17 protein-coding genes are annotated in these 15,192 nt (G+C 49.2%); 9 read left to right on the plus strand and 8 right to left on the minus strand.

Translation table 11 applies throughout. The features are described from left to right. Positions 1 to 13 precede the first annotated feature (13 nt). Both HHO50_RS07370 and HHO50_RS07375 read left to right on the plus strand, forming a co-directional pair. Entirely contained in the window at positions 14 to 877 is an 864-nt protein-coding gene (locus tag HHO50_RS07370) for a M48 family metalloprotease (RefSeq protein WP_181305367.1), read from the plus strand. A gap of 68 nt (positions 878 to 945) precedes the next feature. Continuing rightward, positions 946 to 2,151: an App1 family protein gene (locus HHO50_RS07375; protein WP_181305368.1), complete on the plus strand. Its 1,206-nt coding sequence runs from the start codon at positions 946 to 948 to the stop codon at positions 2,149 to 2,151. A gap of 704 nt (positions 2,152 to 2,855) precedes the next feature. Here the strand turns inward: HHO50_RS07375 and HHO50_RS07380 are convergent. Together HHO50_RS07380 and mtgA are read right to left on the minus strand one after the other, a co-directional pair. Next, the gene (locus tag HHO50_RS07380) at positions 2,856 to 3,314 is read right to left on the minus strand and encodes a DUF4440 domain-containing protein (protein WP_181305369.1); all 459 of its coding nucleotides are present in this window, start codon (positions 3,312 to 3,314) and stop codon (positions 2,856 to 2,858) included. 4 nt (positions 3,315 to 3,318) lie between these two features. After that, positions 3,319 to 4,053 (minus strand): monofunctional biosynthetic peptidoglycan transglycosylase, encoded by a 735-nt coding sequence (gene mtgA / locus HHO50_RS07385; protein ID WP_181305370.1) that lies wholly within the window; start codon positions 4,051 to 4,053, stop codon positions 3,319 to 3,321. Between the two features lie 75 nt (positions 4,054 to 4,128). Here mtgA and HHO50_RS07390 point away from each other — a divergent pair, with 75 nt between their 5' ends. The 3 genes from HHO50_RS07390 (at position 4,129) to HHO50_RS07400 (ending at position 6,452) form a co-directional block, all read left to right on the plus strand. Further along, positions 4,129 to 4,416 carry a hypothetical protein gene (locus HHO50_RS07390; RefSeq protein WP_181305371.1) on the plus strand — a complete coding sequence of 96 codons (288 nt, stop codon included), beginning with the start codon at positions 4,129 to 4,131 and terminating at the stop codon, positions 4,414 to 4,416. Positions 4,417 to 4,542: 126 nt separating this feature from the next. Then, on the plus strand, positions 4,543 to 5,178 hold the full coding sequence (locus tag HHO50_RS07395) for an LON peptidase substrate-binding domain-containing protein (protein ID WP_181305372.1): 636 nt from the start codon (positions 4,543 to 4,545) through the stop codon (positions 5,176 to 5,178). 47 nt (positions 5,179 to 5,225) lie between these two features. Then, entirely contained in the window at positions 5,226 to 6,452 is a 1,227-nt protein-coding gene (locus tag HHO50_RS07400) for a metallophosphoesterase (protein WP_181305373.1), read from the plus strand. Here the strand turns inward: HHO50_RS07400 and HHO50_RS07405 are convergent. Then, entirely contained in the window at positions 6,427 to 7,314 is an 888-nt protein-coding gene (locus HHO50_RS07405) for a diacylglycerol kinase family protein (protein ID WP_181305374.1), read from the minus strand. The genes HHO50_RS07400 and HHO50_RS07405 overlap by 26 nt on opposite strands. A 489-nt stretch (positions 7,315 to 7,803) precedes the next feature. On the opposite strand from HHO50_RS07405, the gene HHO50_RS07410 reads away from it, so the two are divergent. Further along, positions 7,804 to 8,010, plus strand: coding sequence for a hypothetical protein (locus HHO50_RS07410; RefSeq protein WP_181305375.1), 207 nt, complete (start codon positions 7,804 to 7,806; stop codon positions 8,008 to 8,010). An 81-nt stretch (positions 8,011 to 8,091) separates the two neighbouring features. Here HHO50_RS07410 and HHO50_RS07415 read toward each other — a convergent pair whose 3' ends face one another. Next, positions 8,092 to 8,799 carry a murein L,D-transpeptidase catalytic domain family protein gene (locus tag HHO50_RS07415; RefSeq protein WP_181305376.1) on the minus strand — a complete coding sequence of 236 codons (708 nt, stop codon included), beginning with the start codon at positions 8,797 to 8,799 and terminating at the stop codon, positions 8,092 to 8,094. 225 nt (positions 8,800 to 9,024) lie between these two features. Here HHO50_RS07415 and HHO50_RS07420 point away from each other — a divergent pair, with 225 nt between their 5' ends. Further along, positions 9,025 to 9,438 (plus strand): hypothetical protein, encoded by a 414-nt coding sequence (locus HHO50_RS07420; RefSeq protein ID WP_181305377.1) that lies wholly within the window; start codon positions 9,025 to 9,027, stop codon positions 9,436 to 9,438. A 74-nt stretch (positions 9,439 to 9,512) separates the two neighbouring features. Here HHO50_RS07420 and HHO50_RS07425 read toward each other — a convergent pair whose 3' ends face one another. Then, the gene (locus tag HHO50_RS07425; protein WP_181305378.1) at positions 9,513 to 10,031 is read right to left on the minus strand and encodes a hypothetical protein; all 519 of its coding nucleotides are present in this window, start codon (positions 10,029 to 10,031) and stop codon (positions 9,513 to 9,515) included. A 428-nt stretch (positions 10,032 to 10,459) separates the two neighbouring features. Further along, positions 10,460 to 10,924, minus strand: a complete 465-nt coding sequence (locus tag HHO50_RS07430; RefSeq protein ID WP_181305379.1) for a DUF4199 domain-containing protein — start codon at positions 10,922 to 10,924, stop codon at positions 10,460 to 10,462. A 311-nt stretch (positions 10,925 to 11,235) separates the two neighbouring features. On the opposite strand from HHO50_RS07430, the gene HHO50_RS07435 reads away from it, so the two are divergent. Continuing rightward, a complete protein-coding gene (locus HHO50_RS07435) occupies positions 11,236 to 12,864 on the plus strand; it encodes an ABC-F family ATP-binding cassette domain-containing protein (protein WP_181305380.1) in 1,629 nt (542 codons plus the stop codon). Between the two features lie 100 nt (positions 12,865 to 12,964). On the opposite strand, the gene HHO50_RS07440 is transcribed toward HHO50_RS07435, so the two are convergent. Next, positions 12,965 to 13,114, minus strand: a complete 150-nt coding sequence (locus HHO50_RS07440) for a lmo0937 family membrane protein (RefSeq protein ID WP_181305381.1) — start codon at positions 13,112 to 13,114, stop codon at positions 12,965 to 12,967. 54 nt (positions 13,115 to 13,168) lie between these two features. Next, complete coding sequence (locus HHO50_RS07445; RefSeq protein ID WP_181305382.1) at positions 13,169 to 13,321, minus strand: lmo0937 family membrane protein; 153 nt, start codon at positions 13,319 to 13,321, stop codon at positions 13,169 to 13,171. A 231-nt stretch (positions 13,322 to 13,552) separates the two neighbouring features. Between HHO50_RS07445 and HHO50_RS07450 the strand changes: the two genes are divergently transcribed. Then, positions 13,553 to 14,443, plus strand: a complete 891-nt coding sequence (locus tag HHO50_RS07450; protein WP_181305383.1) for a 3-hydroxyacyl-CoA dehydrogenase family protein — start codon at positions 13,553 to 13,555, stop codon at positions 14,441 to 14,443. Positions 14,444 to 15,192 lie beyond the last annotated feature (749 nt).

A 15,192-nucleotide genomic window follows, 5' to 3' on the forward strand; every position in this document is an offset into this window, starting at 1 on the left:
CCGATGTACACCTATGTTTGCTAGATTCTTCGCCCCGCTTTCCTCAGGAGTGAAACCAGCTTTTGCCGCGTTCCTGTTGCTCTCTTCTGTCCTGCTCACCAGTTGCGGCGACAAAAACGGCGATACGGTCTTTTTCCCCATAGAGAATGATCTGCAGTTAGGAATGCAGGTGTCGCAACAGGCAGATTCTTTGTATGCCAGCAAAGGTCAGTTATTAGACCGTAACTCCCCCAACCCAAGAACGCGCGCCGCTTACGCGCACCTTGATCAAATTGTGGAGCGGATATTGGAATCTGGACAGGTCACGTACCGTGATGAATTCCCCTGGGATGTCAAGATCATTGATGACAAGAATGTTCAAAACGCGTTCGCCACGCCGGGCGGCCACATCTACGTTTTCACCGGTTTGATCAGTTATCTGGACAACGAAGACCAACTGGCGGGAGTTCTGGGCCATGAGATAGCCCACGCAGACCAACGGCATTCCATCAAACAACTACAGAAGCAATACGGCATTTCGGTTATCTCCGGACTGATTCTGGGGAGTGAAGCAGGGGGTTTGGAGCGGGTTATCACGCAAGCGGGGGGACAGTTCTTAGGGCTAAAATTCAGCCGCGACTATGAGCGGGAGGCAGACGAGTTCTCGGTGCTGTATTTGGGAGCCACTGATTATTACGCCTGTGACGGCGCCGCCGGATTCTTCCAGAAAATGCAAGCCCTTGAAAACAGAGGCACCCCGCCCGAGTTTGCCAGCACCCACCCCGCCCCCGGTAACCGCATCCAGGACATTCAGGCCCACGCCCGCCAACGCGGCTGCAAAACAGAAACCGCCTCTAACACCGGCTTCCAGGAATTCAAACGCAATCTGGGCTTGTAATCCAGTGTCTCTACTTATTGCCGCGTTTTTCGTAAAAGAGCGGAGAAACGCAAAAAGAACCTTGTACCATGGCCAACGACTTCAAACAGAACCTGGGTAAAATCATTGAACGCTCCAATGATCAATTTGATTTGGTGATGCAGCGGCTCAGGAACCGGTTTGGCCTCTACAAGCCTTTGCAGATTGTGGCGTACCGCAGCTACGGCACCGTGAACCGCCTTTACCTGAAAGGACGCGTGCTGGCCAACAAAGGCATTACCTCGGCCGAAGACAATGACACGCTCCTGAAGAACCTGCTTAACATGTACCGGAGGTTTGAGAGTGACGAGGTGCCGAATGCCCAATTGCGCATTGTGTACCAGGAGCAGGAATACACCGTCTTGACTGACAAAGAAGGGTATTTCGTGATCAACCTGGAGCCTAACACCCCGCTGCCCCTGGATAATATCTGGCACGAAATGGAAGTGGAACTGGTGCAGGCCGCTATCTCTTCCTTTGAACCCGGCGTGAAAACCATGGCCCACGTGTTGGTGCCACCGCCCGATGCCGAGTACGGCATCATCTCTGACATTGACGACACCATCGTGCTCACCTCGGCCACCGATATTATCAAGATGTCGCAGCACACGTTCATGAACAACGCCCGCACCCGTTTGCCTTTCGCGGGCGTCTCGGCGTTTTACCGTTCGCTGCAACTGGGCCGGAACGGCAAGCGCAACAACCCGTTTTTCTACGTGAGCAGCAGTCCCTGGAACATGTATGACCTGCTCCATGACTTTCTGGACATCAATGACATTCCGGCCGGCCCGCTCCTGCTCCGCGACTTTGGGCTCATGCAGAACAAGTTCTTCGGGGCAGACCACATGAGCCATAAATTCAAGGAGATCCAGAACATTCTGCTCACCTACCCGCACCTGAACTTCGTGCTCATCGGCGACAGCGGCCAGCAGGATGCCCCCATTTACAAAGAAGTCATCCAGAAATTCCCCGGTCGCATTCTCTGTGTTTACATAAGGGATGTGAAATTAGAAGAGCGCGCTAAAATTGTGACCACTATCTCAGAAGAACTAAAAGGGACGGTAGAAATGCTGCTGGTCAAAGACACCGAAACCGCCGCCCAACACGCCGCCGACACCGGCCTTATCTTCCATGAAGAAATCAAGAAAGTGGAAGAGCAGAAAGAAATTGACAAAAGCGCCGCCGCCGGCACCCCCACCCACCAAGCCCCGGCCCCCCTCAGCAAAGACACGAGGAAAATGAGTCCTGAGTCTTGAGTCCTGAGTCTTGAGTTCTGAGTTGTGTTTATGATAATCCTCCTCTTATTTTGTCATCCTGTAAGAATCTTGTGGGCAAACTAGATTAACTCTTCTTTGGTCGCCTTCAAGATTCTTTCAGGAGGACAATGTGGATGATTGGTGCGCACAGGAAGGAGACGGTGGGGAGTAGAACCCATCCCCGCCCCTCCGAGGAGGGGAATACGTTTTTGCGGAGGAGTACAGGTAATGCCTCTATGGCGCGGATTTACTTCCGCGCCATAGAGGCATTACAAACCAATAGCCGCTGCTGCCTTTACTACATTTACTGCTACTTCCATTACTTACTTTCCCAGTTCCAGTCTTCCCCGAGCGCGCCTCGCTTTTGGCCATAGACAGACCTCAGCTAAGAGAAGAGAACTTCCCGGGCCGAAAGGGCAGTGCGAGAGGGGAAGACGGGGCCCCGCGGCCGTGAGCGCATACCGCCAAAGATGGAACAATACAGCACCTGCACCCACGCAAAAAGCAGCCAAGCCGAGGGAACAGCAGATTGCATGCACCAATCACTCCAAAGAAGAGGCCAAGAATGAAGCAAGAACGGATAGTAGCCAACCCATGTTTTACGCCTGTTTTCCCTAAAGCAGACCAGAAACGCAGAAAGGAACCACTTAGCGTAAAAGTTTCAACAAACAAACACTCTTTCCGCGCAAGCACGAATCTTCTCCCTAACTGGAATGATCCGCGACAATCTTCCATTTACCGGCTATTTTCCTGAAAACAAGCGAAAAATGACCTTGCACATCGCCAATGGCGCGGCGCAGGTGCCACTTGCCTACCACAAAGAAAGCATCCTTGCTCAGCCGGTCGGTTTTGAGCAAGGTGAACGTAAGGGTTCCCATGGCTTCTGGGGTAGGATAACTTCGGCGGTAGTTTTGCAGGGTCTTTTCCCATCCATAAGTAGGCCCGTTCTTCCCGATGAACACCAGCGAATCTGAATGCCAATAGGAGGCCATGTAGGCTTCCAGATCACCTCTGTTCCAGGCCTCACTTTGCTCCAGCATCACGGCGCCAATAGCTTCTTTTCCCTGACCCGATGCTCTCAACGGTGGGGTGCAACTGCTGCTGCCTACCAACAGCAAAAGCCACAAGGCAGATAGACAAACAAGGTGCTCAGGTCTCTTCATGGCCTTAGTTTTGCAGCCATTTGTTGATGTAGGCACTTCCTCCCAGACGGGTCATGTTCCGGGCAATATTGCGGCGGCGGCGCAGGGTGTAGCCAGAAGGTTTGGCCGCCGAATAGCGGATGGGGTTGGGAAGCACCGCCGCTAACAGGGCTGCCTGGTTCTTGCTCACGTTTTTAGGGTCGGTTTTGAAATACTTTCTGCTGGCGGCATGCACCCCAAAGATATGGTCGCCCATTTCAGCAATGTTCAGGTACACCTCCAGAATGCGTTCCTTGCCCCACAGCAGCTCAATGAGAAAGGTGAAGTACATCTCCACTCCTTTTCTCAGATAGCTTCGTCCGTGCCACAGGAACACGTTTTTGGCTACCTGTTGACTGATGGTGCTTCCGCCCACCGTCTTTTTGCTGGACATGTTCCGCTGGAAGGCTTGTTTGATGGCTTTAAAGTCGAAACCGCTGTGGGTAAAGAATAACTGATCCTCGGCGGCAATCACGGCCAGCGGCAAGTTCACCGACATGTCTTCCATATCCACGAACTGGTGCTGGATCTGGTCTACCTTCTGCGTTTTAGGGGAAGGTTCAGAACGTTTGGAGAGCATGTGCAGCGTCACGGGCGGGTCAATCCACTTGTAGACAAGCACCCACAGAACCGTCACCAGGAACAGGGTAATGCAAAGCTTCAGGAAAAGCCATCGGGCATCTGCCCAGGTAAAGGGAACGGAAATCTGCTTTTTAGCCATAAACACCTAAGAGCTTGTTTACATTTGAGGTTTGCAGGCTCAACTAACCAGAGAAAGGTTCTGCGGAAGCGCTTTTTGAGCAGCGTAGCGGCGCTACGGGGCGGCGCAACCGCGAACGCAGGTTCTTTTTATAGTCGTTTGCAGCGCAAAATAAAATTTAAACATGGAACCTGTTTAGAGTTTTTCATGAACCGGCATTTAAAGCAATTCTTCTGGGGCAAGCGTCAAGCAGCGCCATCGTTTTTAGGCTACTTTTATGAAAACAGGCAGAAAACAAGAGGCGGTTATTTGCATACTGCCGCAAGCATCTGCTTGTACCGCCGTTTTCAGGGTGTTTTTAGGAAAACAGGCGCAAAACTCTAAACAGCTTCATGCTCTTAGCTGCCTGCACAAAGTATCGTCTGTCAAGACAAAAATACTGAAATAGTGGTAGCATGAAGAAAGCCTTCTTAAATTAGAAGCGTTTACGTACGTTTTTAAAAAACACGCATGAGTAGATTTCTACCCCTTTTTCCGTTGAACATAGTGGTGTTTCCGGGGGAAAAGCTGAATCTCCATATTTTTGAACCCCGCTACCGGCAACTCATCATGGAGTGCCAGACCAATGGCACCACGTTTGGGATACCGGTGTACCTGGAGAATGGGCTGGGCGAGTATGGCACCGAAATCAAGATCCTGAGTCTGGAAAAGAAATACCTGGGCGGCGAGATGGACATCAAAACCAAAGGTCTGGGGGTTTTCAAGATAAAGGAATTCCAGCGGCAGGTGCCGGGTAGGCTTTACTCAGGCGGTGAGGTGGAAGACCTGCCCCTCATCAAGGACGAAGACCCTTTCCAGCGAATCCAGATACTGGAATTGCTCAAGCAACTGTACAGCGCGTTGGGTATTCAAACGCTCATGCTCAACCTGCCAGATAATTTTCAGTCTTATGATGTGGCGCACCATCTGGGTTTCTCCACCGAACAGGAATATGAACTGTTGCAACAAACCAAGGAAAGTGACCGGCTGGAGATGATCTTAGCCCACTTGACCAGGATTTTACCGGTGGTTCTGGAAACCGAACGCCTGAAAGAACGGGTGAAACTCAACGGCCACTTCAAACACCTTATTCCGCCCAACTTTTAACTTGCAAGAAGAGTAAGTGATACTGCTAGCACAGCCCCACCCAAAAAATGCTTTATACCATTGCCCTCTCTGTTCTCCTTGTCTTTATTGCCTGGTTTGTCTGGGCGTACCTGCGCGAGCGGAAATACCGGAAAAAACCCTTTTATTCTTTAGCTGAGATTGGCTGGCGCACCAACTCACCGCCGCCGGCCAGTCAAAGAATCCACTCCATTGCCATGGTGGGTGATGTGGGGAGCAATGGTTCACCGGAAGAGGATCTGCTTCTGCAAGCTATCCAGGCCTGGATTGCTGAAGCCGGGAAAAACAGCACCATTCTTTTTCTGGGAGACAACATCTACCCTACCGGTTTACCGCCCGTAGAGAGTTTCAGGTACGCCCAGGCCGAACAACGGCTGAACAACCAATTAGCGCTTTTCAAGCATTACCAGGGCAAAGTCATTTACCTGAGCGGCAACCATGACTGGAACAAAGGGCGCAAAGACGGGCATTCCTTTGTGCTGCGGCAGGAGAACTACATCACTGAGAAGTTGCAGGATGCCTTGGCCTACCTGCCCCAGGGCGGCAGTCTGGGCCCGGTTACCTGGGAGATCAACGGGCAGCTTCTGATCATTGTGATCAATACCCAATGGTGGGTACAGAGAGGTTTCAAGCCTTTGGAGCGGAGCCCCGGCCAAGCGTATAAGATCTCCAGGGATTTTTACCCAGCTTTGAAAGAGTTGCTGGAACAAAACAAACATAGGTTCATTGTGCTGGCCGCGCATCACCCGTTGTACAGCAATGCCTTACACGGCGGTAAGTTCACCGTTAAACAGCACCTGTTTCCGCTTACCTTCATCAACAAACGGGCTCTTATTCCGCTTCCGCTGGTGGGTTCCATGTTCAGGGTATACCGCAAATACCTGGGCATGCACGAAGATATGTCGTATCCGCCGTACCGGAAATTCAGGAGAAGGTTACTGCGGATTCTGCACCAGTACAACTCCATTTTTTACGTGGCGGGGCATGACCACAACTTGCAGTACTTTCAGGTGCAGGGCAACCATTACGCGGTGAGCGGCTCGGGCAGTAAAACCAACTTTGTGGCCAAAGGCGGCAAAGCCTCTTTCGCCCACGAGAACAAAGGCTTTATGGTGCTAGACCAATACCAGGACGGCACCATCTGGCTGCGCGTCATAGAACCGGCCCTCACGGCGGGCGAAGAACCGGTGCTGGCTTTTCAGAAAAGGATTTACCAGGCCCCTGCTCCCGTTACTCCTCCTGCCGGGGCAGAATAACGTGAAGGCTTTTGTGTTGTATTTTAAAGACGATCTCCCGGCCTAGTTCTTCGGGCTCACCGTCTATCTGGGAAACCTCTTCTGAATGGTTCATAATGGTGGCGGAACGACAGCTGAACCGGTGCGTGTAGACCGAATTATCAATGCTATCGGTATACAGTTGGTACAGGATTCCCACGCTAGATGTCTTGGGGAAAGGCTCCAGCACACAAATCTCGAAAACACCATCATCAATTATCCCCGTAGGGTTGATGGCGGCATTACTCCCGAACGCATTGGCATTGGTGACGGTGATCATGAACGCCTCGCCGTCAAAGATGGTCTTTCCCTCTGTCATGATGGTGTACTTCTTGGGTTCATAGCCCATAAACTCCTGCATGGCAATCCAGGCGTACGCGCCCGGGCCGCGGGTATCGCCGGTGCAGAAGCGTTTCACCACCAGGGCATTGAAACCCATGTCGCACAAGTGAATGGAGAGAATGCCGTTCACATCCAGCGTGTCAATGGCTACTTTCTTGTGGTCTACAAGCAAATGAAGCGCTTCGCCAAAGTCCTGGGATATTCCTAAGTCTTTGGAGAGCCCGTTGCCGGAGCCCAGGGGAATAATGGCAAGTGCCACATCTGTGCTGATGATGGCTTTGGCCACCAAGCTAACGGTTCCGTCGCCGCCTACCGCGCAGGCAATGTCTGGTTTTAAGGTGTTGATAGCGTTCTTCAGCCTCTCTTCGTCCTGCTCGCCGGTGGTTTTAAAGATCTCTGCCGTAAGGTCATACTGCCGACAAAAGTCTTTCAAGTCATCTATCAGATCTATTTTGTCAATGTCTCCAGAAATAGGATTTACTATAAAAAGTACCTTCGACATATTACCTGTAGCTTTTGAATTACATAACTAAGCGTTTTTAAGCTTTTTTTCCTAAAACAGCCTTAAAACGGTACCTCTATTATCAAACCAACCCTTCTGGTATTCCCTTGGGGAAGTTGCCACCAGCGGCTTGCTCAATTAGGCCCATCCGATTTTCTGGGTTTCCCATCCCGGGCGTATATTCCCGTTTGCTGCAGGAAGTCACCAATGAGTATGGCACCAACGGCAGTCCTATTCCAAATCTGGGGAACGGCTCACTGTTGCAGTTTTCTCAGTTTTCCGTTTCAAGGGTCTTTTGGTAAAAACAGGCCAAAAACGAAGCATGCCTAGAAGAACGGCAATACAGTTACTTAGTTGCGTGAACTACGGACAGTCCTGCAAAAGAATTCTGCTGGATATAGCTAGAGGACTATATCATTTTTGATTGTACATACGTAAGAATGCCTGTAACGCCAGCAGGCGTTTTCTTTCACCAAGCGAAACTAGAAAATGAATCTAAAAAGAACTTTCGGCGCTATTCTTACAATCCTAGGGATTGTGTGCCTCATATGGGGAGCATATGCATTTTTGGCCGGTGGTGGTTCAGTAGGCAATGTGTCTGTGAATCAGTTTTCTGCGGCGGTACCTTTTGTGTTAGGCCTGATATTTTTCTTTACCGGTATTAGCCTCATCAAAAGAACCAAGGACACTGCCTGAGTAAACCAACTCTCCCAAAAGCAGAAGAAGCCAACCTTGTAAGGTTGGCTTCTTCTGCTTTCACGGTACCGTGTCTTTTCTTTATTTGCTTAGCAGTACTTTCTGCTTGGCCAGAATCTCTGTTTCAAAACGTTTGATGGCAGAGTCTGTATCAAGGTAAGCCGAAGTGTAGTTGGCGGAGGGGGCGTCAATATACAGGCAGGTACCTCCTTTGATCAGCTGTACTACCTGGCTAGTGATTTCTTTTGGTAAGGCTGGGCAGCCGTGGCTACGGCCTAACCGGCCATGTTGCTTGACAAAAGCCTCGCTCACATAATCTGCGCCGTGCACTACTACCGCGCGTTCCTTGGCTTTGGTGTTAAACCCACGGTCCAATCCGTTGAGCTTAAGCGATAAGCCGTGCTTGCCTATGTAGGTATTCTCGGTGACATAGAAGCCCAGGCTGCTCATGTGTGAGTTTACTACGTTTGAGAACTTAACGGCTCTTTCATTGCCAGATCCCATGCCGTGGGCCACCAGGCTGTGGTACAACACTTTCTTTTTGTTCATATCTACAATCCAAAGCCGTTTCTCACTGCTATGCTTGCCGAAATCTATCACGGTCAGCAAGTTCTTAGAGGCACTGAGTTTTTTCTGCTCTTTCAGATTGTAGTATCCCGTGGCCGCTCTTCTGAAGACATCATAGCTTAAGCCTGCTTTCTTAAGGTCTGCCTCATCATACACGTTTTCCAAAAAATCTTCAAAGGACTCTCTGGCAGAGGAAACCGCCACGGGCTGTGAGATAGTCACCGTGTCTGGCGTACCGTATGAAATGGCACTGTTTGCAGGTGATACGAAAGATAATATAGATATGAAGGAAAAGGCTGATATGATTTTGTTCATCTTTATTTCTTTGCGTGTGGCACTATAATAACCCCAATCCTACCTACTTTTGTTCCAAATTTTCTTAAATGTCTCTTACATTCTTAGTAAAAAGAAAAAAAGAAGGTGTTTGCTGATTAAAACTATTGTTATATGAAGTTACAGATATTATCCAAACAAAAAACGATGACCACGTTTCTGTGTTGCTTTTTTTTTGTGGCCTCCTTTTCCTGCTCATCGTCAGAAAACAACCTGGGCTTGGATTCTAAAGCCTGGAAGAATGACTTAAACGGTTGCAAAGGGGAACGCCTGAAACTCAGAAGCCAGGTAGAGGAACTCAGGCTCAAGTTGGTGGGCCTAAAGGAGTGGAATATCAGGAAATTACTGGGGAAACCAGACGCTGAGGAATTGATGGAAAGGAGCCAGAAAATCTATATCTACTATATCACGCCCGGCCCTAAGTGCGCAGCCGCTCCGGCGGGCCAGACATCAAGCATAACAGAGGCCCTTACCGTACGTATGGATGCTTTGGGCACGGTACGGGAAGTGAATATATTCAATGACTAAGACCGCGAAGGCTATAAAAAAAGAAAGCCATTCTCCTCTAGGGGAGAACGGCTTTCCAGGGCAAGCGTCAACTCTTAGTTTTTCACTTTCTTTTTAGTTGTCTCGGTTTTAATCTTCTTTTTATCACCCTCTACCTTTACTTTCTCTTCTACTTTCACCTCTGTTCCGGTAGAGCCGGCAGAAACGTTCGTGCTGGAGGCACCCATTTCTGTGGAGGAGGAGGACGGGGCCACTGCTACAGCCCGGCCGTCCATTTCAAGGTAAGCGGTGAACTGTTTTGGCGTAAGAACCTGGGCGAACTCCTGGTCTAGCTGTTGGTTTACTTCTTTGATCTTGGCATCGCGCATTTGCGCGTCATTGCCATACATCTTCTCAATCTCGCTGAATTTATCAAACCTGGCTTGGTTCAGCGCTCTCAGTTTAATGTATTGGCCCTCGTTGAGTTGAAGCTCATTGTACATCTGGCGGCTCATTTCCTGCGCGCTCATAGAAAGCACAGCGCGGGAAGTTGCGGCTGCCCCGGTAAGGTTGGTCTGGGCTTGGGCTGTGTAAACGGCGCCAAGAAGGAATGCAGATAGGATTAACTTTTTCATGGTATTGATTGACGCTTTAGGAGGTAGAGTTTTTATCAAATGGGTTAGTGTTTTTCTATATACCCTTTAACGGAACAGATCTAGGAAGGTTATAAGAATTTTGATATTTTTTCTTCAACCACTCGGCACCCCCCTGTAGATTTTGCATTATTTAAGCCAAAGCAACAAACAAACAATATATATAACATTTATTATATAGAAAGATTCTTACCCATTAAAAGCCCATTTTGCCATTGTTAAGGCATATTATCTATTTGCTTCAAATGTCATTTTATCTATTATATAAATTTGCCCATTTCAATCTCACCCAGATCCACTTCTACAAATAGTCTAGTTAAATACCCCGTTCAACAACCCACTTTTTTCCAGGCCGGACAAAAAAAGGCCTGACAAAAATGTCAGGCCTGTAAGTTTCAATGAAATTTCTCCTACAAAGTAAATTTATGGTCTGGTCGCTTGAAGAACTGCATGGCTATGTAGCCCACAAAAGCGCCAAGCACTACGCCCAACAAGACCCAGATAATTGCCAGTACCCAAATGGCTTGCTCATTGCCATAGGTTTCATCTGCCATGTAAGGATAAGACAAGGCCAGATTGAAAATCTTATCTGTTAAAACCTGAAAAATGGTAAACAGAACAGATGAAACCAGGCCCACAAAAAAGCCTACTCCAATTCCTTCCAGATAGCCCAAGGCACCGGCGTTCGCTATTTTATGCCGCCTGATAGCCAGGCAAACACCAATGACCAAGATGATCCCCGTCAGGAAGTGCAAGGATACATTCTCAATCAGCCCCAGCAGTTTTACCAAGACAATGTAAAGGATAGCTGCAATTCCCGTCATTATTCCGAAATAGGTACCCGTTTTCTGTACCGTTGTTCTACGTTGTTCCATTGTAGTTCTGTTTTGTTTAAGATATTCTTAACCAGAGAATAGGTTTCCCCCTCTGCTACACACGGTAGATATGGTTTATCATATACTTATTTCGCTCCAGAGGTGTTGTGCAAAACCTGTACTTTTTGTAGTTCCGGCCTCAGGTATAACCCCTTCACGGCATTCTTGTTTTGGCTGAACTGAATTAAGGCTTTGATTGTCTGTAAATAAGGCAGTCTCCCAAAAAGCTGGATTTACCTGAATAGCAAGAGGCTTTTCAGTTCTTTTGGTAACTTCGCCCCCGCAAACCCCATTATATATTAAAGAGCAGCATGATCAGTACTAGCAACGTTAGTCTTGGCTACGGCAAACGCACCCTTTTTGAAGACGTCACCATTAAGTTTTCTCCCGGCAACTGTTACGGCCTTATTGGCGCGAACGGGGCGGGGAAGTCAACTTTCCTTAAAATATTGTCTGGCGAGATTGACCCCAACACCGGCACGGTAGATATTCCCGCCAAAATGCGCCTGGCGATTCTGAAACAGAACCACTATGAGTATGATGAGTTTCCGGTGCTCCAGACCGTGATCATGGGCCACAAACGCCTGTGGGACATCATGAACGAGAAGGACGCCATTTACGCCAAAGAGGACTTCACCGAGGACGATGGCATGCGCGCCTCTGAACTGGAAGCCGAATTCGCGGACATGGAAGGCTGGAACGCGGAGTATGAAGCCGGTGAATTACTGAGCGGCCTGGGCATTCAGCCCGAGATGCATTACACCCTTATGAAAGACCTGGGCGGTAATGAGAAAATCAGGGTCTTGTTGGCGCAGGCCCTGTTTGGCAACCCAGACATCCTGTTGCTGGATGAGCCTACCAACCACCTGGACGCGGAGTCTATCATGTGGCTGGAGAACTTCCTGGACAACTTCCAGAACACCGTGATTGTGGTTTCCCACGACCGCCACTTCCTGGATGCCGTGTGTACGCACATAGCAGACATTGACTACGGCAAGATTCAGCTGTATGCTGGTAACTACACGTTCTGGTATGAGTCCAGCCAGTTGGCCTCTAAGCAGCGCACAGACGCTAACCGCAAAACCGAGGACAAGCGAAAAGATTTGCAGGCGTTTATTGCCCGTTTTAGCGCAAACGCCTCCAAATCAAAGCAGGCTACTTCCCGCGCCAAACTGTTGGAAAAACTGACCCTGGAAGACATTAAACCATCCAGCCGTAAATATCCTTACATTCAGTTCAAACAAGAGCGCGAAGCCGGGAACCAGTTGCTGCAGGTAGACCATCTTTCTGCCAACAGTGAAGATGGTCTTATTTTCAAGGATGTCACCTTCACGGTAGACAAGAAAGATAAAATCGCCATCATCAGCCGGAACGATTTAGCCGCCACCACTTTCTTCAGGATCATCATGGGGGAGGCTACCCCAGACCAAGGTGAATACAAATGGGGAACCACCATCAATACGGCTTACTTCCCCAAAGACAACACCGAGTTCTTCAATGTGGATCTGAACCTGGTAGACTGGCTGCGTCAATATTCCGCGGAAAAAGACGAAAGCTTTATCCGGGGGTTCCTGGGCCGTATGTTATTCTCCGGGGAGGAATCTCTGAAGAAAGCGAGCGTTCTGTCTGGAGGCGAGAAAGTGCGCTGTATGCTGTCACGCATGATGTTGCAGAGCGGCAACATGCTGGTCTTGGATGAGCCTACCAACCACCTGGATCTGGAGTCAATCACGGCTCTCAATAACGGCCTGAAAGATTTCCAGGGGTCACTCCTGTTCAGTTCCCATGACTTACAGTTCGTAGACACCATCGCCAACCGTATCATTGAGCTAACGCCTAAGGGAATCATTGACAAGCGCATGAGCTATGATGAGTACCTCACCAATGAAGACATCAAAGCCTTACGCGCCCAGATGTACGGCGTAAGCACGCTGGTGTAAGGCATTCTGGTTTTTAAGCCGTTTTACGTAAAACGCCCCTAAAACAGAAAAGGCGACCTATTAAGGTCGCCTTTTCTGTTTTAGGGGTAAAGTATCTACCCTACCCGCGTATTATTCTTAGCAAAACAGCCACTATGGCGATCACCAACAATACGTGGATGATTCCTCCCACTTGGCTTGGAAATCCTAAGAACCCGATGAGCCATAAAATCACAAGCACTATCGCAATGATATACAATAAATTTCCCATACTCTTATTTTGTTATGTAGAAGACAGATAGTGCTCCTTATGAAAGCAGCGGAATTATGCCCGCCGAATCAAGCGTAACAAAACGGCGATCACCGCAATGACCAACAAGACGTGGATGATTCCGCCGGTTTGGCTTGGAAATCCCAAGAACCCGATGAGCCATAGAATGACCAGCACTACTGCGATAATATACAATAGATTTCCCATAGTTTTAGTTGTGTTTGGTTTTGGTTAGTTGGGTGCTACTTTTTATAAATAGAACCATTAATGATTTTTCTGCTTGTACGCAAGAGTATTAGAAAAGATTTATATAGTTTTCTATGCAGATACAATTATTTCTAAACCTGATCGTTAAATTGGCTTGTCCTTGTTTCTTCTTGCAGCCCTTTCAAAATATTCTAGCTTTGCAACTTCATCTTACTAACTAACGCTCATTTTATGAACATAGCCGTCATTGGGTCTGGCACCATGGGCAACGGCATCGCCCACGTTTTCGCGCAGCATTCCTTCTCCGTTTCCCTTATTGATATCTCCCAGGAGTCATTGACCAAGGCGCTGGGCACCATCTCCAAAAACCTGGATCGCATGGTTTCCAAGGGAACCGTGACCGAAGAACAGAAATCTGAGACCCTGCAGCGCATCACCACGTTCACCCAACTTCAAGATGGGGTAAAAGACGCTGATCTAGTGATTGAAGCCGCCACTGAAAACGTAGAAATAAAACTGGACTTGTTCCGGCAGTTAGATCAGTTCACCAAGCCGTCCTGCATTCTGGCCAGCAACACCTCCTCTATCTCCATCACCAAAATTGCCGCGGTCACCCAGCGTCCCGACAAAGTCATTGGCATGCACTTCATGAACCCGGTTCCCGTCATGAAATTGGTGGAAGTGATCAGAGGGTATTCCACCAGCCATGAAGTCACCACCCAGATCCTGGAGCTGTCTAAACAGCTAGGGAAAATCCCCGCCGAGGCGAATGATTACCCCGGGTTTGTGGCGAACAGAATCCTGATGCCCATGATCAATGAAGCCGTTTACGCCCTTTTTGAGGGAGTAGCCGGCGTAGAGGAGATTGACACCATTATGAAACTGGGCATGGCGCACCCCATGGGCCCGCTCCAGCTCGCAGATTTCATAGGACTGGATGTTTGCCTTTCCATTCTGCGCGTGCTGCACGAAGGTTTCGGCAACCCCAAATACGCGCCGTGCCCTTTACTGGTGAACATGGTACAAGCCGGACACAAAGGCGTGAAAAGCGGCCAGGGTTTCTACCGCTATTCCCACGGCACCAAAGACCTGGTGGTGGCAGACACTTTCAAGAAACGGTAACCACCAGAAATCTCCCGTAAGCAAAAGCGTTTCTGGCCTGTTTAATGAAAAACAGGCCAGAAACGCTTTTTAATGTTCTCCTTGCTCGCCTCTCGTACGCGTGCGCGCTACCGGCGGCGTTCCGCCGATTTTAATACATTTTATGGCTATTGCATGATGGCGCGCCTTAGAAAGGAGTTGGCGGAGCGCCAGAACTCACCCCTTGCCCTCCCAAGCTCATCTTTAGAGAAAAAGAGGCTGATCGTTTCCTTGGCTTGTCCCCTGAACAAACCGAAGTAGGGGAAGGACAGCTTGAGCCGCCTTTCTCCCGTCCTGTAGAGGGACAGGCCGGGAAAGCGAGTTGGTGCGTTTTAGGTTCGTTTTTCGCAAAACAGGCCCAAAACACCATCCCCGCTCTTTCGGAGTGGAACTCCGCAGCAGGCAGGTTCGGGAGTTGAACTCCCGAACAGCGACATCAGCAAAGAGCCAGAACCTACCCCTCCCAGAAGGGGTAGGTTCTGGCTCTTTGCTGCGGAGAAAAGGTAATGCAACTAGTACACTCACTATGGTGCGGATTTACTTCCGTGACTTCCAATAATGCTTCAATAAGTCACGGAAGTAAATCCGCGTCATAGTGCCATAGAAAAAGTGGGCTTACTTACTTTCCCCAGTTCCAGTCTTCCCCGAGCGCGCCTCGCTTTTGGCTATAGATAGGTATCAACTAAGAGCAGAGGACTTCCCGGGCCGAAAGGGCAGTGCGAGAGGGGAAG

The sequence above is a fragment of the Rufibacter sp. XAAS-G3-1 genome (assembly GCF_013623775.1).
Taxonomy (GTDB): Bacteria; Bacteroidota; Bacteroidia; order Cytophagales; family Hymenobacteraceae; genus Nibribacter.